Genomic DNA, 20,449 nt, shown 5'->3' with positions numbered 1-20,449 from the left:
AGCTGACCCATCTCTGCAGGAGGCACCTTTTGACACTGGTTCAGATGCAGTCCCGTTCGAACCCGGCCGGTCCCCAGGTCCGTGACGACATGAGCGTCGAGGTGGCGCTGTCGGTGATGGACGCGGCCCGCACGGACCGGCTGGTCGTGTGCGACCAGGACGACCAGGGCGTCGGCGTGGTCACCCGGGCCGAACTTGTCGCCGTACGCGACGGTTCCGCCTACACGGACCGCGTCTGCCTGCGCGACATCCTGGACGTCCACGCGCAGGTCACCGCGCCGGTGACCACAGTCGTGGGACCCAGGCAGGTGATGCGCCGCCCCCGGTCCGCTACCCTGCCCGTGGTCGACGAGCAGAACTCAGCTTCGGCAGCCCTCGCCCTTTCCCGCTGAACCGTCCCACCCTCCGGCCGGACGGCTCTTCCCTACTCCTTGTGAGGCCCCATGCGCTGCGTCATCGCCCGCTTCCCGTTCGATCTCACCAAGAACGGCGTGCTGGAATCGATGAAGGGCATCAAGCCCGAACCGAGCACCGGTGAAACCGTGACCATCGGCCGCCGCCAGTACCCCGCCAAGCAGGTCGGCCAGGTCATCACCCGGCAGGACCGCCGTGACTTCACCGCCGCCGAAGTCCTGCGGGCCATGGCCAAGCTCGGCTTCACCTGCCACACGGCCCCTGAGCCGGCCCCCGAGCCCTCCCGTGACCCGCTGGAGCAGGCCTCCGCGATGCTCGGCACCACGACGCCCGCCTGAAGCCGCGACAAGGGCGCTGAAGTCTGAACCACAGTGGGGCCCGACCGGTACGCCGGTCGGGCCCCACTGTCATGCGGGCATCAGCTGTCCTCGACCGCGGTCGCGGCGCCCCCTGGTTTGGTGGTGCGTTGGTATTCGGCGTTGATCCGCTGCGCTTCCTCGAGCTGGTCCTCCAGAACGATGATGCGGCAGGCGGCCTCGATGGGCGTCCCCTGATCGACGAGTTCCCGGGCGCGCGCGGCGATGCGCAGCTGGTAGCGGGAGAAGCGGCGATGACCGCCTTCCGAGCGGAGCGGGGTGATGAGGCGGGCTTCTCCGATGGCGCGGAGGAAACCCTGGGTGGTCCCGAGCATTTCGGCGGCCCGGCCCATGGTGTAGGCGGGGTAGTCGTCGTCGTCGAGACGCCCGAACGAGTCGTCTGCTGTCACTTGCACCTCTCTGTGGAACATGCTTGAGGGGCCCTGGTGCCGAACGGCACCAGGGCCCCGAAGGAACTACTACACCATCTGCCGGTCCTGATACTGCCTGATGGCGCTCGCTCCTCCGTTCCTCTTCGGGTCTCTGGCTACGAGAAGAACCATATCCAGGCCGCATCCCAATGTCTATTTCACCCAGCATAGATTTTCCGGTGTTCGAGGATGAGGTAACCCCCTCGAAAACCGAGCTGACAGTTCTCGCCGGCGGACCGCGGTCAATATGAACGAAACGACGCGCCCCTCGTCCCGCGTTCCGCTTCCTCCTAACCTGCATGTGACCAACGAGGAGGTTGTTGTGGCGGATGCCAGGCGCGGGCGGTTCTCCAGACGGCAGGTACTGGCGGCAACGGCAGTGGGAATGTCCGGAGTTGGTGTGATGGCAGATGTTGTGGACGCCGCGCCCGCGGGCGCCGCGCCGGCCGGGTCGCAGGACTACCGGGTACCGGGCCTGCGGGCGCCGGTCGAGCTGATCGAGGACCGCTACGGCGTGCCGCACATCTACGCCGACAACGAGCACGACGTGTTCCTCGCGCAGGGCTTCAACGCCGCCCGCGAGCGCCTCTTCCAGATCGACCTGTGGCGCAGGCGGGGACTCGGCGAGCTCGCCGACGTCCTGGGACCCGACTACGTGGCGCAGGACCGCGCCACCCGACTGTTCCTGTACCGCGGCGACATGGACGTGGAGTGGGCGCGCTACGCGGAGGACGCGCAGCGCATCGCGACGCAGTTCACCGCCGGGATCAACGCCTACGTGGACTGGCTGGACGCACACCCCGGTCAACTCCCCGAGGAATTCGGCCTCCTCGGCTACCGGCCGGCCCGCTGGGACCCCGAGGACGTGGTCCGCATCCGCAGCCACGGCCTCACCCGCAACCTGACCAGCGAGGTCAAGCGCGCCCAGGTCGCCTGCGCGGCCGGGGTGGACGCCGACCTCGTACGGCAGGGGCTGCAGCCGGACCACAAGGCGACCGTGCCGGACGGCTTCGACCCGTGCGTGCTCCCCGACGACGTACTCAAGGTCTTCGAACTGGCCACCCAGGAAGTGGAGTTCAGCGAAGGGGCGGTACGCCGGGCGGTCGTGCGCGACGCGACCACCGAGGGCTCCAACAACTGGGTGGTCGGCGGGCAGCGCACCGCCACCGGGCGGCCGATCCTCGCCAATGACCCGCACCGCTCCTACTCGGCGCCCTCACTGCGCTACCTCGCGCACCTGAGCGCGCCCGGCCTCGATGTCATCGGCGCGGGGGAGCCCGCGCTGCCGGGGATATCCATCGGGCACAACGGCACCGTCGCCTTCGGCCTGACCATCTTCCCGATGGACCAGGAGGACCTGTACGTCTACGAGTTGGACCCGGACGACCGCACCCGGTATCGCTACCAGGACGGCTGGGAGCCGATGAAGGTGCTGCACGAGCGGATCCCCGTCGCGGGGGAGGACGACCACCCCGCCGAGCTGACCTTCACCCGGCACGGCCCCGTGATCCACGTCGACGAGCAGCACAACCTCGCGTACGCGGTGCGCACCGCGTGGCTGGAAGCGGGCACGTCACCGTACTTCGGCAGCGTCGCCTACATGCGGGCGCGCAACTACCGCGAGTTCACCGAGGCCATGCGCAACTGGGGCGCCCCGACGGAGAACCAGGTCTACGCCGACGTGGACGGCAACATCGGCTGGGTGCCCGGCGGGCTCGCGCCCAAGCGTGTCGGGTACGACGGGCTGCTCCCGGTGCCCGGCGACGGCCGCTGCGAGTGGGACGGCTTCTACTCGGGGGACGACCTGCCACGAACCCTCAACCCGGCCGCCGGGTTCATCGCCACCGCCAACCAGTTCAACCTGCCGCCGGAGTACCAGGACATGGGACTCGGCTACGAATGGACCAACCCCTTCCGTCACCAGCGGATCGTGGAAGTCCTCTCGAAGCAGCACCAGCACACCATCGCCGACTCGAAAGCACTGCAACACGACCAACTGTCCATACCCGCGCGCCGGTTGACCGCCCTGCTGTCCCACCTGAAGAGCAGCGAACCCGACCGCCGCCGGGGCCTGCGCCTGCTGCGCGACTGGGACGCCGTCGAATCGCCGGACTCGGGCCCGGCGGCCCTGTTCGAGGTGTGGCTGTCCAGGCACCTGGGCCCCGGCTTCGTACGGGCCGCGGTACCGAAGGCCGCCGAGCTGATCGAGGACACCGACACCCTCGTCCTGCTCGGCGAGTTGGAGAAGCCGGGGCGGTGGCTCAAAGACGCGGCGGCCCGGGACCGGCTGCTGCTCGACACACTGGGATCGGCCTACGCCGAGGCGCGCGAGCTGCTGGGGGACGACGAGCGGAAGTGGCGGTGGGGCGCACTGCACCACAGCCTCTTCCAGCACCCCGCGTCGGATGCGCTCGACGCGGCCGACCGCGCCCGCTTCGACGTCGGCCCGATGCCGAGCGGCGGCTCCCCGGACACGGTCAACGCGGCGACGTACCGGACCAGCGACTTCCTGCACACCAGCGGCCCCTCGTTCCGGGTCGTCCTGGACGTGGGCGACTGGGACGCGTCCGTGGCGGTGAACACCCCCGGCCAGTCCGGCGACCCGGACGACCCGCACTACCGGGACCTCACCGAACCGTGGCTGGAGGGCGAGTACTTCCCGCTCGCCTACACGCGTGCGGCGGTCGAGAGGATCGCCGAGCGCCGGGTACGACTCCTTCCGGCCGAGCCGTCCTGACCCCGGTTGTGCAGGTGTGCAGGTGTCAGACGTCGGCCTCCCGTGCGGTTCGCCGCAGATGCGTCCACAGTCCGAGGAACCCGGCCAGGAAGCCGCTGATCAGCCCGGACACGGCGTGATTGCCCGCGTTGGCCGCGGCGCTCGTGGGCATGCCGACGACCAGGTGGTTGGCCGCGGCGCTCATCACCGCTCCGATGACACCCCCGATCACCCCGCTGACGAGCGCCACACGGACCGTCGACGGCCTCGGGCCCTTGGGCAGGACGCGGCGCCCGGACGCCCGCTCGTCCGGCGGTGTCCCCTCGATGCCGATGACACGGTCGAGCGCGACCGGGCCGGGACCCGAGAGCGCGACGGCGAGAAAGCAGGCGATGAGGACCAGAGGGAACTCCGCGCCCGCGCCACTCGCGGCGCCCTGCTGCGGCGTGATGAATCCCGTGTCCGTATTGACCAGAGCCAGCGCGACGCACAGGTGGACCGAGAGCAGCAGCGCCGTGAGGCGGGACAGCAGGCCCAGGACGAGGAAAAGCCCGCCGAGCGACTCACCGAGAGCCACGGCCCATCCGGCGGCCGAGGGAGCGGGGACGTCCAGGCTCGCGAGGAAGACACCGAAGTCCGCGGGACCGTGCACGAGCTTGTCGATGCCGTGCACGGCGATGACGGCCCCGCCGGCGACACGTACCACGCACGGTCCGACGGGGCTCAGGCCGTGCAGCGGGGCGATGCCAAGGGCGCGCCGCGGCGCCGTGGTCCTGGAAGGGGCCATGACGGGGTCCTCTCGGAGGGGTGACGTGCCGGTGCCTGGAGTGCCGTCACGGGGCGCGCCCATCGGTGACGTATGCGCAACTGTGCTTGTGGGCGGGCCGGTTGGGAATCCTCCGCATCATCGCGACTTCTGATGACGCTGATCCACGGCGTGGATGCCGGGGAGCGGAACATCGAAGAGATCTCGCCTGGCGGTGGTGACGAGGATGCGAAGGTCCCGTCGGGGCGCGTGAAGGCTCCACACATCCCTCTTCATCGCTTTGACCTCGGCGGAGAGCGGTAAATAGGTTCGGGCGCCGAGTACTTGCTCAGGCACTTCCTTGTCCCGCCACGGAACGGAGCTTCCCCGTGTCATCCCTTGACGCGTTCACGTCGTATCCCCTCAGCAGCGAGAATCCGGTGACCAGCGCCCCCGAGTGGCTGCGGGACAACCTCGGCACGTTCGTCGGCGTACCGCTCCGTATCCTCCTGATCGTTCTCTGCGCCGTGCTGGTGCGCGCGCTCGCCCAGCGGGCGATAACCCGGACCGTGAACAGGGTTCTGCAAGCCAACGAGCAGGACGGCGAGCCGCGACGCACCACCCGTGGCCCCGCCGTGCTGCAGCGCGACGCCTCCCGTGCGCAGGAGAGGCGCGAGCAGCGGGCGCGCACCATCGGCTCGGTGCTCAGCAGCATCGTGACCATCGTCGTCACCGTCATGGGCCTTGCCATGATCCTCGACCAGATCGGTATCGCGCTCGGCCCGCTGCTCGCCAGCGCGGGCGTGGTGGGTCTGGCGATCGGCTTCGGTGCGCAGAGCCTCGTCGCCGACTATCTGGCCGGAATGCTCATCATGATCGAGGACCAGTACGGCGTCGGTGACTCGGTCGACCTCGGCGAGGCCGTCGGCGAGGTCGAGCACGTCGGGCTCCGCCTCACCCAGGTCCGCGACCTCAACGGCGGCCTGTGGCACATCCGCAACGGCGAGATCATGCGCGTCCGCAACGACAGCCAGGAGTGGGCCCGCGCGGTGCTCGATGTATCGGTGGCGTACGACTCCAACCTGGAGAAGGTCTTCGCCGTACTGGAGGAGACCGGCATGTCGCTGCGCTCGGACCACGACTACAAGGGTGTCCTGCTTGAGGACCCGTCGGTGTGGGGTGTGCAGTCGATCGAGGCCGACGGCATCGTCGTGCGGCTCGTCGTGAAGACCGCGCCTCTGAAGCAGTGGGCGGTCACGCGTGAGCTGCGCCGCCGGGCCAAGGAGGCCCTCGACGCAGCCGGCATCGAACTGCCCTTCCCGCAGCGCGCGGTGTGGGTGCGCGGCGGCAAGGACAGCGACGCACAGGACGACCGCGCGAACGTCCCGATGTCGCGCTGAGCGGTTCCGGTTACGTGGCCGGGTTCCGGGCGGCGTCGAGCTCCGTCAGCCGGGTCACCAGGAGAGCGGCCTCCTCGGGGTCCATGCGGATGTCGAAGACGTCGTCGAGGAGCTTGGGCACCTCGTGCGGGGGCACGGTCTGCGTCACCGGGTCCTCCTGCCCGGGTCGCTGGGTCGTCCACACCAGTGCGTCGAGCGTGTCGTACCGGTCCGTGCGCAGGCGCTGGATGTACGGCCGGGTGACGAAGGGGGAGTGGCCGTGCGTGGACACGAAGTGGTTTCCGACCGCGTAGTCGATGGGGTACTGCGGGGCCTCGGTGAAGACCTGCCGCACTGTCCAGCCCTCCGGCCCCCTCCGGACCGTCCCCGCGCTGGTGCACCGCCCAGCCCGGCGAACCGTGGGTGATGACCTGCCGCCGCAGCAGGTACGGCCACGGTCCGGCTTCGCTGCGAGCGCCGTCGACCAGCTCGATGGGCTCCAACGGGCTGGCGCCGAAACCGATGTCGACCAGCCACTGCCTGTCGTCCAGGTCCACGATCAGCATCGCGTGGGTCAGGGGGCGGGGCGTGGTGGAGTCCGCGCCGAGCTGCACCCGCGCGGAGACGGCCGTGAAACGGAAGCCGAGCGCCTCCAGCGCCGCGGCGAACAGCACGGTGTGTTCGTAGCAGTAACCGCCCCGGCCCCTGCGCACCAGCTTGTCCTGGACCGACGGCACGTCGATCCGCACCTCGCGGTACAGGAATGAGTCGTAGGTGTCCCACCGCAAGGACAGCACATGCGCGCGCTGAAGGGCCCGCAGTGTCTCAAGGGTGGGCGCACGGTCGCCCTCGTATCCGAGGCGGGCGAGATAGGCGTCCAGGTCGAGTTGCTCGCTGCTCCACATGCAGGGGTCAACCTCGGCGGGCTCGGTGGCTATTCCGGACGGCCCACCCGAACGGCCGCACACCTTCAGCAGCAGCGCTGAATCGCCCGCAGGTGTGACCTGCAGGCGCGCCGCCCGGAGCGGGGGATGCCCGCACCGAACACTGGCGGGATGACTCTGCGTCCCACCTCCGCCCGGCTCCTGCGGCGCGCCGCTCTGGTCGCCGCCACCGCGCTGACGACCGCCCTGTCCACCGGCTTCGTCCTCGCGCCCTCCGCGTCGGCCGCTCACTGCGCCGACTCCGCCTGCGGCGGCTCGGCCGTCGTGGCCCCGCTGTCCCAGGAGCCGCCCGCCGTCGGCGCGTGTACGAGCCCGGAACCCGTCGTGTGCGAGATCCGCCGCTCCACACCGGACGAGCGGGTGGAACAGCGCGACATCCGGATGCGGTACCTCGACCTCATCGGCGACATGGACCGCGTACGGTGCGCGATGCGCGCCGAGGGGCGCGGCCCGGAGGAGATCGCCCGCCGCCTGGTCGACATGCGCAACGACGCCAAGGAGATCACCCGGGCCGGGATGACTCCGGAGGAGGTCCGGGTCCTCGAAGCGCGCAACACGGTGAAGTACGGCAACCCCCTCGGCCCCACCGCCGACCAGCTCCACGCCAAGTACGGCTCCTGGGAGAAGGTCGCCGACGCCGCCACCCGCACCAGCCGCGCCGTCGACGGCGAACTCGGCCTGGCGTACCTCCCCTGCCCCTGCGACGTGCCGGCCGCGGTCTGACCGTCCGGGCCCGCCGGGTCCTGCTCAGCGGACCGCGTCCCCGTCCACCGCGCAGGCCGCCGGTGGCGCGGTGAGGCCCTCGTCGTCGTGAGCGGGCGGCGGCCAGACAGGGCGCTGGTGCGGGGGCAGAGCCCTCAGGGCCCCGCTCACGGTGGAGTGGGTCGGAAGCAGTTCACTGCTGGCCGTCTGGATGAGCAGATCGGACAGGCGGCGCCCGGGACCGGCCAGCAGAAGCAGGCCCTCGCGGCGCCGCAGCAGCCAGCGGGCGGCGAGCAGACAGTTGAGGCCTCGCGAGTCGCAGAACGTGAGTGCCGTCACGTCCAGCACCAGATGTCGGTGTCCGGACAGCACCCGGGTTCCGATCGCGCGGAGGAAGAACTGCTCGCAGTTCTGGTCGAGTTCACCGCTCACGCGCAGCACCGCACAGTGCTCGCACCGCGCCAGCTCGGTGACGGAAAGCCGGCCGCCCTGCGTGGACATCGCACCTCCGGTGAGTCGTACGGATACGACGGTGTCCTCGTCGGCTGCCCCGGACCTTCCCGCCTACGCGCTGAAGTACATCAATGAGCGCAGGCTTTCCGTAGACCCGCGCCCCATGCATGACGGGACGTCAAGTTACAGGTGTGTAACGGGGGGTGGTGGGTATGAGCCGTGGACGCCGCACTCCCGACGGGGGAGTGCCTTCTGCACGAGGGAGCGACGAAGATGCCCCAGGCCGACAGCCCAGCGATCCAGCGTCCCGATGCGACTGGACGACATACCACCGGGCCCGGCGGTGCGGCCCCGGCGGCCGACGCGCCGGCCCTTCCGTCACTCCCCGACACGGGTGGCCTCACGGCGGCGGACATCCGTGAGCTGTCCAAATCGCTGTTCGCCCGGCTCGGTGAACTCGAGGAGGGCACCCACGAGTACGCCTACGTACGCAACAACCTCATCGAGCTCAACCTGAACCTCGTGCACTACGCCGCCCGGCGCCTACGGGCCCGGAGCGACTCCTACGAGGACGTCGTGCAGGTCGGCACGATCGGCCTGATCAAGGCCATCGACCGCTTCGACCTGTGCCGTGGAGCGGAGTTCACCAGCTTCGCCCTGCCCACCGTCCTGGGCGAGATCAAGCGCTTCTTCCGCGACACCACCTGGGCCGTCCACGTCCCCCGCAGGCTGCAGGAACTCAGCCAGCACCTCGACCGGGCGAACACCCGCCTCGAACAGGCCAACGGCCACGCGCCCACCGTCGCCGAACTCGCCGCCGACCTCGGCCTGGACGAGGACGAGGTCGCCGAGGGGCTGACCGCGGCCAACGGCTGCACCGCCGCCTCGCTGGACTGGTCGGCCGACGCAGACGCCGACGACACGCTGGCCGACCACATCGGCTGCCACGACCCGGAGTTGGCCAAGGCGGAGAACCTCCAGGCCCTCAAGCCCCTGATCGCCGCCCTCTCGCGGCGGGAACGCACACTCCTCGCGCTGCGGTTCGTCGACGAGATGACCCAGGCCGAGATCGGACGCGAACTGGGCGTCTCGCAGATGCAGGTCTCCCGGCTCCTCACACGCGTCCTGGACCGGCTCCGGGCGCGGCTCGTCGAGTAGCGTCCGGCGCCCGGAAGGACCGGCCGGGCCCCGCCGCAGCCGTTCGGCGCGGCGGGGCCCGCGCACGGGGCGGGGCTCAGCACACGGCGGCGGGGGCGGCCCGGTGTGCGCCCGGACGCGCCCCGGCGGGCTGCAGGACCAGGTCGCAGGTGTCGAGCAAGGACTGCCGCCGACGTGTGCTGGCCGCCTGGAGCCACGCCAGCGCGTCACCGACCGCGCAGTCCTCGCGCGCGGCCACGTGACCGGCGGCCCGGTGGATCCGTTCCCAGCGGGCCGCGCGGGTGTCGGTGGCCCAGACCGGGTGGGGGCCCGCGGGGTTCGCGTGCGCGGGGCGCCAGCGCAGCAGTTCCTCGCGGGCGAGGTCGGCGGCCCGTTCGGCCTCGGCGATGTGTGCCGCCGACAGGTGGGCGGGGCGGGTGAAGTAGAGGCAGATCACACCGACCGGCCGGAACTCGCGGTGCAGCGCAAGCGCCAGGACGTGTCGCACCCCGGGCAGATCGTCGGACCAGTCCGGCCCGTGCGGCCGGCTGTCGTGGTCGCGCACCTCGGGGACGAAGACGGTCCGCGCCTCCAACGCGGCGCTGACCGAAGGCCCTTCGGCATGCGCGAACTGCGCGGCCTCGGCCCGCAAGGCACCCTCGTCACTGGCGTACAGCAACTGCCACTGTTCGAGGCAGGGAAACAGGGACATCGTCGCGTGCTGCGCGCCCAGCGACCCGGCGAACGCCGTGCACAGCCGTATCGGCAGGGCACGCCGTCCCACGGCCGCCGCGAGCGACACCTCGTGAACGATCGACGAGCCTTCCTCCAACATGCACATCACATCCCTTCCGGACAGGTGGGAGTCCGCCTACCACCCGCACACCGATCTCACGCATCCGATTTTTCGACGCGGCCGTCCGGGGCCTGCGGGCTCGTACTCGCGTGCGGGAGACGGTCACCGGCCACCCCATCGGACGAGTGTCCTGCTCCCGGCGACGGGCAGCCGAACACGATGAGACTGGTCGAAGACGTGGAACGGACGATGGAACGCTGGACCGACACGATGTGGTCCCGGCTGCTCCCGCCCCGGCGCAAGCGGGGCGAGGTGGTGTCGATACTCCGTCGGCAGTGCGACGACCAGGCACTGATCCTGGGACGGCAGCGGGTACTGGTCCCCAACGCCTTCGTCGTCGAGCTGCCCCCGCCCGTCCACCTCCAACTCGCCGCGCACGGTGGCGATGTGGGCCGCCACCTGGCCGTCCAGGTACGCCGCCATGCCGCGGAGTCGGGATACACCTTCGCGGGCCCCGTGGCCGTCCACCTGAAGCCGTCGACGAGCGCCACCGTCGGCCGCTTCCGCGTCCACAGCCGCATCGCACCACTCACCGCGCAACGCCGGGGCGAGTGAGGGGCTCTGGCCGAACTCCGCCGTCCACGCGCACCATGGAGGCGTGAGTCGTATGGAACGTCGGCGCGGGGAGCCGCGCCGGATGGCGCCCGGTGTCGCGTTGGCCGTGGTCGCGGCGAGCACGCTGTTGTCGATGAGTGTGTGGTTCTCCGCCTCGTTCGTGCTGCCGCAGTTGAAGGAGGAGTGGGGGCTGAGCCCCGGGGCGGGGGCGTTGCTGACCGTCGCCGTGCAACTCGGGTTTGTCGTGGGCGCGGTGTCGTCGGCGATGTCCGGGTTGGCGGACCGGGTGGCGAACCGCCTTCTGATGTGTGGTGGCGCGCTGGGCGCCGCGGCGGCCAATCTCGGGGTGCTGCTCGCCGACGGACTGTGGTCGGCCGTCGCGCTGCGGCTCGTCACCGGGTTCTTTCTCGCGGCGGTGTATCCGCCCGCGCTCAAGGAGACCGCGACGTGGTTCCGTGCCGGGCGGGGCAAGGCGCTGGGCGTCATGATCGGCGCGCTGACCGTCGGCTCGGCCCTGCCGCACGCGGTGAACGCCGCCGGAGGCGTGGACTGGCATCTCGTCATCGCGGTGACGTCCCTGATGGGCGCGTGCGGAGGCGTGCTCGCCCTCTGTCTGCGGTCGCCCGGCCCCTACCCGTTCCCGCGGCGCCGGGTCACCGTCGGGGGCGCCCTGCGGTCGCTGCGCAACCGCGATGTCGTGCTCGCCGACCTCGGGTACGTGGGACACATGTGGGAGCTGTACGCCATGTGGGGCACGGTGGCCTCGCTGCTGGCCAGCGTCCCGTTGGTCGAGGAGGCGCGTCGTACGGATGTGCTGGCGTCCGCCATCGCCTTTGTGTGCATCGGAGTCGGTGCGTTCGGGTGCCTCGTCGGTGGTGTGCTCGGCGACCGGTGGGGGCGTGCCTCCGCCGCGCGGCTCTGCCTCGTCTGTTCCGGCGGGGCCGCGCTGCTGCTCGCTGTCGGTGTCGACGCGATGCCGTCGGGCCTGGTCATCGCGGTGTGTGTCTTCTGGGGATTCTGGGTGGTGGCCGACTCCGCCCAGTTCTCGGCGCTGGTCACCGAACGGGCGGACCCCGACTACGTAGGCGGGGCACTCTCGCTGCAGCTCGCGCTCGGCTACTCGACCACCGCGCTCACGCTGTGGGGCGTCCCCGTGCTGGTCGAGCACACGTCGTGGCGGGTCGCGCTGCTGGTGCTCGCGTTGGGGCCCGTCGGGGGTGTGGTGGCCATGAGCCGGTCGATCGTCAGGGACCGGCGCGCGGCGGTGGGTTGAGGTCCGTCCCCGCCGCTCGCAGTGCCCTTAGCAATCGGTCTCCTGCCGACGTGTCCCGATCCCCGTCCTTCGCCGCGTCCGTGCGCTCCTCGGCACGTGGTCCCTCGGGTCGTAGTGCGAGGGCCTCGGAGACCGCTCGGGCACCGACACGGCGGGCCCGGTATTCGGCCGGGCAGGTCACGAACGCCAGCGCCGCCGCGGCGAACACACCAGGGACGCGCGAGAGACCGGACGGCAGCCCCGCGAGGAAACGGTCGGCGTGCAGTCGGCCCACCGGCGCCGAGGGGAGCAGGTCCGGGAGACGGCGGCAGGCGAATTGCGGGTAGCCGTCGTCGAGGAGGGCCGCGGCCACCTTCGTAGAGGTGACATCGGTGCCGTCCGCCGCCAATGCCTCGGCGACCGGTGCGGGCCACGCCTTCGGGCGTTCGTGACCGGCCAGGTCCAGGGCGGCGCAGCAGATCCGGAGACGGGCGCCGAGGGGAGGGTGCGTCGACAACTGCCCAACGCCGCCCGGTGGTTCGGGCTCCAGCGCGCCCAGGGCATCCGCGAGGACCGCGAGGTACGCCACCCCGCAGGCCAGGCTCGCGCACACGTCCGCGAACACCTCACCGATCCACGCCTCGGGCAGCGAAGTCCCCACGAGGCGCGTGGCGATCGTCTCCGTCAGGCCGAAGTCGTCCTCGATGTGATGGCCGACCTCATGGGCGACGGTGAGCACGGCGGGCACGTGCGAGCCGTAGTACCAGGGCACGTCGATCACCGGGAACGGCAGGCTGCGCACCAGCTGGACACCCGCGCGCGTGTGCATCCCGCCACGCGGCAACAGGTCGCGGTACTGACCCCCGCGCCGGTGCGCACGCGGCGCCGGATCCCGGCTGAACGACACGAGTGGTGGTTCCTTCGGCCGCACGGACCCGGTCCCGAGTGCCGCCTTCAGCGGGCCCTCGTAGCACGCCCAGGCGAGCTCGTCCGCGGCGTCGAGGTAACCGCGGTACTCGTCGAGCCTGCGCAGTGCGAACTTGGAGCGGAAGTAGTCCCAGACGTGGTGCAGGTCAAGGACCAGTACGGGCAGGCCCGCCGCTCCGGAACCGGCGGCGAGTTCGGCACGCGCCGCCGCGATGCCCTCGCCCAACACCGCCTCCACAGCCCGGAGTTGACTGTGGTGCTTCTCCAGCGGGGCATGCTCGCCGACCGTGAGCCGTCGCCAGGCGGTCAGTTCGTCGCTCAGCCCGTCGAGCAGCGACTCCAGCTCCGCCGGCGGTGTCACGACTGCCCCATCGGGCGGCGCAGCAGCGCGGAGGACGCCGCGTACAGTGCTGTCGCCCGCAGCGCGTCCTCGTTCGTCTCGAACGTGGTGCCCCGGTCCTCCCCTCCGACGCCGATCGCCGTGCGCATGCCGCGTACCGCGTGCGCCACGGAGGCCTCGTCGGACAGCGCCTGGTAGAAGGCGACCACGTGCTCAAGGCCGCCCTCGGGGAACAGGCCCGTGCACACGATCGCCGGGCAGTCGCCGAGCCGGAACAGCTGCGCCGCGAAGAGGTTGCGCAGCGCCAGTTGGACGTGGACGTCCACCTCTGAACCGGGGCACGGCGGTTCGAGCACCACCAGCGGTGCGCTACCCGGCTCGAACCCGGCCAGCCAGCGGGACAGTTGACTCGGGAAGAGGTCCGAGCCGAGCGCCTTGCTCTCCAGGCGGCGGGCATGGCCTGGCGGCGAGAACTCGAGATACGGCATCCCGTCGCGCTGCCGCAGCGGGGCGACGATGTGCAGGACGTCGGTGCCGTCCGGAGGCGACGTCAGACGGCCGGCGAGATCGGGCACCGAGTCCACCACGACCAGCCTGACCGGGAAGCGGCGCTGCTGGAGGTGGAGGCGGCGCTGCCAGTACGACAGAGGCACCACCCGCTCCGCCTGCTTCGTGCTGAACACCAGGACCTGCCGCGGACCTGGCTCGCGTGTCTCGCCGCGTTGCAGTGCGCGCCTGGTCTCCGGGCTGACGAGCGGCCAACCCGCCGCCGCGTCCCCGGCCTGGACGCGGTTCAGTGCCTTGCGGGTCTCCGGCCCCACGAGGCCGTCCACGTCGAGGCTCACACCGAGGTGCCGGTTCATGCGGAGCTGCAGCCAGCGCACGTCGATGTGACGGGCCGCGGAGGGCAGCGTGCGGTACATCACCGGCTGCTGGTCGTCGCCCCCCGCGTCCAGCGCGTGCTGCAGCGTCATCTCCCAGGGCAGCGCGTGCGCCGTCGGATCGTCGGACTCGAGCCGGGCGAACCGCAGCCGGCGCAGCGTGGACCTGCTCAGGGCGGTGCGCAGCAGCCACTCGTCGGCGTGCCAGTCCGCCAGCTTCGCCGGGTGGGGCGAGGCCTCGTCGTCCACCGGGTCGATGTCCGGGCGGCGGCGCAGCGCCAGCGTCCGCTCGCCCGGCCAGTCCTGGAAGAGGCGCAGATCGTCCTGACGGTCCGTATCGCGCATCACCGGCCAGCTCAGACTGAGCAGCAGGTCCTTGATCCGCTCCGGCACGCCGTCGACCTGGACGCGGCGCGCGCACTCGGTCAGCGTCATCGGCAGGCTCTGCTGAACGATGCCGGTGTGCGAGGCCAGCGACACGGCCCGGTTGAACGCCTGAACCGCCGCGGTGCGGTCCGGCTCGATCCCGGCGAGCAGCACCAGCGCGGCGAGCGCGAGCCGGGCGTGCGGGACACGCGGCGCGTCGCTCGGCACGGGGCGGGCCTGCTCCCACGGCACCCGACGAAGCAGCCGCACGGCCAGCTTCCGGTGCCCGGAGCGCGCGGCGATGCGCGCGCACCGCCAGACGATGAGCCGGTTCCCGCCCGCCGCGTCGACGAGACTCGCCACCGCCCGCTTCAGCCGCGCGGGATCGTCCCCGCCGACCTGGGCGATCAGGAGCCTGGCCAGCGCCTGATCGGGATTGTCGCCGTCGTCCGTCATCTCGAAGAAGGGGCGCAGCAGCGGCCAGGGCACCCGGTTCTCCAGGGCCGGGTTGTCGACGAGGTCGCGCAAGGTGGCCAGCCGCGCCTGAGCGGGCCGCACCTCGGCAAGCGCCGTCGCCAGCTGCCGCAAGTGCCCTCCGGGCGCCTGGTCCTCGGTCAGCGCCGCGATGTGGCACAGCACCTGCAAGGGGCGCACGAGCGCGGGCAGCTCCCCGTACGGCACGGGCAGTCCCTCGACGGATGTCACCCCCTGGGTGCGCTTCGCCCACTCGTGGGCGAGGAGGTGCAGGCGCAGCCTGAACTCCGGTTCCTGGCCCGGCGACTCCTTGGGTTCCAGCAGCCGGTGGGCGGAGGTGAAGTCCAAGCTGTCGCGCAGCAGGAAGCGGGCGAACAGGTAGTGGCACTCGGGTTCACCCGTCAGATAGCCGAGTTCGGACCACAGTCCCGCCGCGCTCGTGAACCAGTCGTTGGCGTCGGAGAGCTCCTGAAGCTCGCCGAACGCCACGCCGCGCAGCTGGGCGTTCTGTGCCAGGTGCCGATAGCGCTCGGCGCCCTGCAACTGTCCCGCGGCGACGTCGGCGCGGTGGATCGCGGCGAGCGCCGGCTCCTCGCGTCCCAGCAGCAGCTGCGCCTTGGCCTGGAGCCGCGCCTTGTCCGCCTGCTCCGCCGCCGTGGTGACACGCGCCGCTTCGAGCACGTTGAGAGCCAGCTCCGCGCGGCGGCAGCGCAGCAGCAGCCCGGCCCGCTGGGCCACGGCCTGGAACGTGGGCTGCCCGGCCTCCTCCAACAGCTCGGCGGCCTGCGCGTACAGCTCGATGGCCCGGCCGACGTCGCCCATCAGCCGGCGCTGCGCCGCCTCCGCCGACGCGGCGGTCGCCGCGACGCCCCGCTGGCCGATCTCCCGCGCGAAGACGAGGACCTGGTGGTACGCCGCCGCCGTGTCCTGCGAGCGCAGCAGGCGCAGTTGCGCGGCGCGGATGCTCAGCGCCCACAGCCGCTCAAGCGCGGGAAGCTCCGCGCGGGACAGCACGCACTGATCGAGCAGGTGCACGGCGTCCCCCGCGTTCCCGCCCAGGCCCAGCATCGCGGCCCGTACGACGTCCTCGCGCACCGAGTGCGGCCGGGCCTCCGCGCTGATACCGCCCTGCGCGAACAGCTCCTCCGCCCGCGTCAGATGCAGCTCGATCTCGGCCCACACATGGTCGTGCGCCTCCGAGGGCGTGCCCTCCGCCATGGCCTCGCGGAACTGGGCGTAGGCGATGTTCAGATGGGCCTCGGCCATCAGGGAGAACGTGATGACGGTGCCGCCGCGCACACGGCGCGGGACCTCGCGGTCCACGTACTCGTCCCCGAGGATCTCCTCGGCGAGACCGCGCAACTGATCGGTGTTCCCGGCCGCCCAGGCGCGCTCCATCGCGCCGCGCCAGCGCCGCGGCGCGCGCGGATCGCGCATCTGGAAGCGGTGGTAGAGGGATTCGCGCAGATACCAGGCCCAGTTCTCCGGATCACCCTCGCCCGCGGCAGCGGCCCGCTGCTCGAAGCGCTGGGCGAAGTCCTGGTGCAGCTCCGTGAAGACGCTCTTGTCGGAGATGAGGTCGCGCATCGGGCCGAGGACCACGCTGTGGAAGACCACGGACTCCTCGTCGCCCGCGACCTCGCTGATCCAGGACGAGCCGCCCGCGTACTGGAGCAGTTTCTCCCAGGCGTCGTCGAGGCGCTCCCGGTCCGGCGGCGGGACCGGCGGGAAGACCGTCCCCTCGCCGTGCAGTTGATGTGCGTCGGTCAGCGGGTCGTCCGCCACCTGCGCGGGACCGACGGTCATCCGCTTCTCCAGATGGGGCCGCAGGATGTCGTGGACGTGCTCGCGGCGCAGCCGCCGGGGGATCACTCCGTACCGCACCAGCCACAGCACGACCGGGTCCTCGATGCGCCGCAGCACACGCTTGACGAGGTAGCGGACGAGCGGATCGCGCAGGCTGCCCAGCTCCTCCGCCGTGACCTCGGGGTTCTGGTCGGTGACGTCCGCGAAGAGCGCGAGGTGGAACGGCATGCCGGAACTGCGGCGCACGATGATGTCCCGCAGCTCCGCGTGCCGGACATCGCGTACCTCGCGCAGATAGCGGTCCGCCTCGTCGGGGGTGAACTGCACCACCTGTACGTTCTCGTAGTCACCCAGCGAAGCGAGCGCCTTGCCGTGCCGGATGCTCAGATCGGGGCGGCCGGAGAGGATCAGACGCAGCGCCGGACAGGCGCGCACGGTCTCGCCGAGCAGCCGCAGCAGTCCGTCCGTGTGGGAGGCGCTGCGCAGCACGACCTCCTCCAGTGTGTCCACCACGAGAAGCACGGGCCGGTCCGTGCCGAAGCTCTTGTTGAACCGGGAGGTGAAGGCGTCGACGACCTCGCGCCCGATGCGGCCCTCGTCCTGCGAACGGATGCCGCGGGCCGCCTCGGCGGCGGAGCGCGAGGTGGGGCGGCGCAGCAGGGACCGGTAGGCGGCGTACTTGTCGAGCCCGGTGAACACCCGCTGCGGCAGCCGCTGTTCGAGCTGCTCGGCCGCCTCCAGGAGCAGCAGCCACGGCCAGTGCGCCGCGTTCAGCGGGTCGACGACGTCGAAGTCGATCCGGGCGCAGTTGATGTCGGCCTCGGCCGTGACCGCCCGGCGTGACACCAGCCAGCGCAGCTGCATGGTCTTGCCGGTGCCGCCCGTGCCGTGCATCTGCCAGACGCGCGGGCCCTGCGCGGACAGCAGCCGCCTGGCCCGCTCCCACAGTCCGTCCGGTTCGAGGAACTGGGCGCAGCGGGCGTAGTCGGCGGCCCAGTACGTGCGCGCCCGCAGATGGCCGGCGCGGTCCTCACCCAGCTTGAGGAGCGGGCGCGGGGCGATACCCGCCCGGTCCGGATCCACCAGTACGTCGACGAGGTCCTGGCAGCGGGTGAAGTCACGCTTGGTGTCACTCGCGAGGAACAGCTCCAAGAAGAGAGAGGCGGCGCCCTGCGGATCGGCGAGCATCATGTGCCGAAGCTGCTCGGCCGGCCTGCCCCGCGCACCCCAGTGCTCGCTCAACAACCTTTCGAGTTCGATGAGTTGCTTGGGATACGGGGCGCTGTTGTTCTCCTCCAGCCAGGGGATCAGATAGGCGGGCCGGTCCGCGTCCGGGACCTGGTAACACATCCGCTGGCCGGGAACCTCCTCCACGGCGCCGCGCTCCAGCAGAACCGTGAGACCGGGCGGGGCGCCGCCCACGAAGTCCCGGACGACGGCGTACGCCTCCTCGTCGAAGAGCCGCGCGACGGCCGCGGCCCGGAGGGTGTCCGTCCATTCCCCGGGCAGCAGGGCGCGCCGGATGTCCTCCAAAGCCTCGCCCTGGCCGAGCCGGTCGGCGAGTTCGCTGAACGCGGCCGCGAGACGCTCCTCCGCATCGGACATCAGCCCGCCTCCCTCATGCCACCCATCTCGAGCCACGTGTCCAGGACCCGCTGATACACCCCGACATGGAAGGACTGCTGATTGCCCTTCATGCGCTCCAGGAGCGCCTCGAAGTCCGTGAAACTCAGGCGCGGCGGCAGCTTGTTCTCATGCAGCTTGCGCTCCCAGAACTCCCTGGCCAGACGCTTGTAGTCGTGCAGCTGGAAGTCGGTCAGGACCACCGGCGCGCCCGGCATGAACTCCTGGAGATGCCTGAACCCCGCCCAGCTCTGCGGTGCCACGGCCAGCACCCGCAGCGGGAAATCGCCGCCGAGCTCCTGCACGGGACCGAGCAGCAGCGGCAGGAGCGCGCTGCGGAAATCGGACTCGCTGATCCGCTGCGCGCTGTCGATGGCCAGCAGATGAGGGCGGCGCCGGACCAGGGCCCGGTTGCGCAGGGTGGTCAGGAACACGTCGAAGATCTCGGCCCGGCGCTGCTCGGCATGCCGGTCGGCATCCACCGAGAAGGAGTGCCCGAGGTCCACCTCGGACGACGGCATCCGCTCGGCCCACTGCCTGCCGCCCTGGGCCGCGAGGTTGAGCACCTGGTTGAACCGGGCGAAGTCCGTGGAGTTCATGGAATCGGGCTGACGCTTGTCCATGCAGGCCTCCCGCAACGCCCGCAGCACGGCCAGCCAGTCCAGAGTCACCGGCTCGCCGCCGTTGCCCCGGCCCGTGTAGTCGGCGAGATCGATGTACGTGATGTCCTCGCCGCGCAGCATGCAGGTGAGCAGACACCACTTGGCCAGCCACGTCTTGCCGGACTTCTGCTGCGCGGAGGTGATGGCGAGCAGCCGGTCCGGTGGCACCGTGTCCTCGTCGTCGGGCCGCTCCCACCAGCCGGTACGCCGCTCCTTGGCCCGCCCCAGGAACATCGCGAGCTCCGCGAACGGCCAACTCCGGTTCATCCGCGTCAGTTCGGGCTCCAGATGGCCGAACTCCACCCGCACCACGTCGGACGGGTCCTTCACACCGCACTGGAGGACCGGGAGCGCCCACGAAGGGCCGTCCGGATCGTCGATGTGCAGATGATTGCGGACCGCGGTGATGATCGCGTCGATCGACCGGGCACACGCAAGACCCGCGTACAGCGCATGGGAGAACTCTGCGGCGGCCGGCGAGTCGATGTCGGCCTGCATGGCCACCACCGCCGAGGAACCACGCTCCAGACAGGTGTCGATCAGGTCCGCGAACTCGGCCGCAGGGGCGTGTGCCTGGCGGCACGCGTTGAGGACCACGAGCCGCGGCGTCCAGGAACCGTAGAGGTGGTCCATCTGCTCCGGCCCGAGCGTCCAGGTCACCTCCGGCTCGTCCGGCTCCGGTCCGGGTGAACCGGCCGCGGGCTGCGCGGCGTTGAAGTGGAGCCCGCCCATGTCACCCGCGACCGCGCGCATGCCGTGCCCGATGAAGTGCAGTACGTGCGGGCGCACATGGTCCACCTCGGCGATGAGCTCGCGCAGGCTGGGGCCGTCGATCACCTCGGTGTGCAGCCGGCCGGGCAGCTGTGTGAGGGCCGCGCCGATCAGCGCCAGCTCCTGGTCCGCGAGGAGCCGGCGGTCGCGCGGATTGCACACCACGAGCAGGACCCGCAGCGGGCCCTTGGTGTTCCCCTGGGGGTTGTCCGCGGCAGTGACGACGCGGCCCCGGCGCAGCAGCACGGACCTGTCGCGCCACAGTGCCTGCCGCCTGTCGCGCATCAGCTCCCAGGGCAGCTGGACCAGTGCCCGGCACTCGATGTCGACCCTGATGCGCAGCGGGTTCCGTTCGCTCAGACCCTTCTGCAAACCGGCCCATAGGCCGGCCGGTGCCGCGTCCAACACCCCGTGGTGCAACCGCAGTCCGATGTCGGCCCGCTGTTCCGGGCTCGCCCCGGGTTCGAGCGCCGCGGTGAACTCCGCGGCCCTGGCGCCTGTCGGGTCGCGTGCGATCTCCACCAGCTCGTCGCCCAACGCCCATTCGAACTCACCGGAGTTCGTGTGCAGTCGGACCTTGTCCTCAGTGATGCGAAGAACTACGTCGGGCATTTCAGGCCCCCCGAAAATCGTACTGAGTGCGGTCGTGCGTGGTGCGT

17 protein-coding genes and 1 pseudogene are annotated in these 20,449 nt (G+C 71.1%); 9 read left to right on the top strand and 9 right to left on the bottom strand.

Going from position 1 to position 20,449, the window contains the following annotated elements; all coding sequences use genetic code 11:
* Positions 1-29: 29 nt before the first annotated feature.
* Both ACFYWS_RS03340 and ACFYWS_RS03335 read left to right on the top strand, forming a co-directional pair.
* A complete protein-coding gene (locus ACFYWS_RS03340) occupies positions 30-392 on the top strand; it encodes a CBS domain-containing protein (RefSeq protein ID WP_389268970.1) in 363 nt (120 codons plus the stop codon).
* Positions 393-443: 51 nt separating this feature from the next.
* Positions 444-752, top strand: a complete 309-nt coding sequence (locus ACFYWS_RS03335) for an SCO5918 family protein (protein ID WP_389268969.1) — start codon at positions 444-446, stop codon at positions 750-752.
* Between the two features lie 80 nt (positions 753-832).
* Here the strand turns inward: ACFYWS_RS03335 and ACFYWS_RS03330 are convergent, their stop codons facing one another.
* Positions 833-1,180: a MerR family transcriptional regulator gene (locus ACFYWS_RS03330; RefSeq protein ID WP_389268967.1), complete on the bottom strand. Its 348-nt coding sequence runs from the start codon at positions 1,178-1,180 to the stop codon at positions 833-835.
* 424 nt (positions 1,181-1,604) lie between these two features.
* Between ACFYWS_RS03330 and ACFYWS_RS03325 the strand changes: the two genes are divergently transcribed.
* Complete coding sequence (locus ACFYWS_RS03325; RefSeq protein WP_389268965.1) at positions 1,605-3,938, top strand: penicillin acylase family protein; 2,334 nt, start codon at positions 1,605-1,607, stop codon at positions 3,936-3,938.
* Positions 3,939-3,963: 25 nt separating this feature from the next.
* On the opposite strand, the gene ACFYWS_RS03320 is transcribed toward ACFYWS_RS03325, so the two are convergent.
* Positions 3,964-4,704 carry a DoxX family protein gene (locus ACFYWS_RS03320; protein WP_389268963.1) on the bottom strand — a complete coding sequence of 247 codons (741 nt, stop codon included), beginning with the start codon at positions 4,702-4,704 and terminating at the stop codon, positions 3,964-3,966.
* 347 nt (positions 4,705-5,051) lie between these two features.
* Here ACFYWS_RS03320 and ACFYWS_RS03315 point away from each other — a divergent pair, with 347 nt between their 5' ends.
* Entirely contained in the window at positions 5,052-6,062 is a 1,011-nt protein-coding gene (locus tag ACFYWS_RS03315; protein ID WP_389268961.1) for a mechanosensitive ion channel family protein, read from the top strand.
* Between the two features lie 10 nt (positions 6,063-6,072).
* Here the strand turns inward: ACFYWS_RS03315 and ACFYWS_RS03310 are convergent, their stop codons facing one another.
* Entirely contained in the window at positions 6,073-6,396 is a 324-nt protein-coding gene (locus ACFYWS_RS03310) for an arylamine N-acetyltransferase (protein WP_389268959.1), read from the bottom strand.
* A 142-nt stretch (positions 6,397-6,538) separates the two neighbouring features.
* Positions 6,539-6,838, bottom strand: a pseudogene (locus tag ACFYWS_RS03305) (arylamine N-acetyltransferase); the annotation flags it as partial.
* Between ACFYWS_RS03305 and ACFYWS_RS03300 the strand changes: the two are divergent.
* The gene (locus ACFYWS_RS03300) at positions 6,839-7,027 is read left to right on the top strand and encodes a hypothetical protein (RefSeq protein WP_389268957.1); all 189 of its coding nucleotides are present in this window, start codon (positions 6,839-6,841) and stop codon (positions 7,025-7,027) included. It abuts the pseudogene before it with no gap.
* Between the two features lie 69 nt (positions 7,028-7,096).
* Entirely contained in the window at positions 7,097-7,708 is a 612-nt protein-coding gene (locus tag ACFYWS_RS03295; RefSeq protein WP_389268955.1) for a hypothetical protein, read from the top strand.
* A 24-nt stretch (positions 7,709-7,732) separates the two neighbouring features.
* On the opposite strand, the gene ACFYWS_RS03290 is transcribed toward ACFYWS_RS03295, so the two are convergent.
* Positions 7,733-8,188 (bottom strand): STAS domain-containing protein, encoded by a 456-nt coding sequence (locus ACFYWS_RS03290; protein WP_389268953.1) that lies wholly within the window; start codon positions 8,186-8,188, stop codon positions 7,733-7,735.
* Between the two features lie 225 nt (positions 8,189-8,413).
* Here ACFYWS_RS03290 and ACFYWS_RS03285 point away from each other — a divergent pair, with 225 nt between their 5' ends.
* A complete protein-coding gene (locus ACFYWS_RS03285; RefSeq protein ID WP_389268951.1) occupies positions 8,414-9,298 on the top strand; it encodes a SigB/SigF/SigG family RNA polymerase sigma factor in 885 nt (294 codons plus the stop codon).
* 76 nt (positions 9,299-9,374) lie between these two features.
* Here ACFYWS_RS03285 and ACFYWS_RS03280 read toward each other — a convergent pair whose 3' ends face one another.
* A complete protein-coding gene (locus ACFYWS_RS03280; RefSeq protein WP_389268949.1) occupies positions 9,375-10,112 on the bottom strand; it encodes a GAF domain-containing protein in 738 nt (245 codons plus the stop codon).
* Between the two features lie 180 nt (positions 10,113-10,292).
* Between ACFYWS_RS03280 and ACFYWS_RS03275 the strand changes: the two genes are divergently transcribed.
* On the top strand, positions 10,293-10,688 hold the full coding sequence (locus ACFYWS_RS03275) for a DUF3662 domain-containing protein (protein WP_389268947.1): 396 nt from the start codon (positions 10,293-10,295) through the stop codon (positions 10,686-10,688).
* Positions 10,689-10,740: 52 nt separating this feature from the next.
* Complete coding sequence (locus ACFYWS_RS03270; protein WP_389269478.1) at positions 10,741-11,961, top strand: nitrate/nitrite transporter; 1,221 nt, start codon at positions 10,741-10,743, stop codon at positions 11,959-11,961.
* On the opposite strand, the gene ACFYWS_RS03265 is transcribed toward ACFYWS_RS03270, so the two are convergent.
* The 3 genes from ACFYWS_RS03265 to ACFYWS_RS03255 are packed head-to-tail and all read right to left on the bottom strand — an operon-like array spanning position 11,933 to position 20,402.
* Positions 11,933-13,228, bottom strand: a complete 1,296-nt coding sequence (locus ACFYWS_RS03265) for a hypothetical protein (RefSeq protein WP_389268945.1) — start codon at positions 13,226-13,228, stop codon at positions 11,933-11,935. The genes ACFYWS_RS03270 and ACFYWS_RS03265 overlap by 29 nt on opposite strands.
* Positions 13,225-18,339: a hypothetical protein gene (locus ACFYWS_RS03260; protein WP_389268943.1), complete on the bottom strand. Its 5,115-nt coding sequence runs from the start codon at positions 18,337-18,339 to the stop codon at positions 13,225-13,227. The genes ACFYWS_RS03265 and ACFYWS_RS03260 overlap by 4 nt, the downstream gene beginning before the upstream one ends.
* Positions 18,339-20,402 carry a CHAT domain-containing protein gene (locus ACFYWS_RS03255; RefSeq protein ID WP_389268941.1) on the bottom strand — a complete coding sequence of 688 codons (2,064 nt, stop codon included), beginning with the start codon at positions 20,400-20,402 and terminating at the stop codon, positions 18,339-18,341. The genes ACFYWS_RS03260 and ACFYWS_RS03255 overlap by 1 nt, the downstream gene beginning before the upstream one ends.
* Positions 20,403-20,449: the final 47 nt, after the last annotated feature.

Source organism: Streptomyces sp. NPDC002795 (genome assembly GCF_042888725.1).
In the GTDB taxonomy this organism is placed as follows: domain Bacteria; phylum Actinomycetota; class Actinomycetes; order Streptomycetales; family Streptomycetaceae; genus Streptomyces.
The sequence above is the reverse complement of the archived record's forward strand: the minus strand, read 5'-3'. Positions and strand labels throughout refer to the sequence as shown.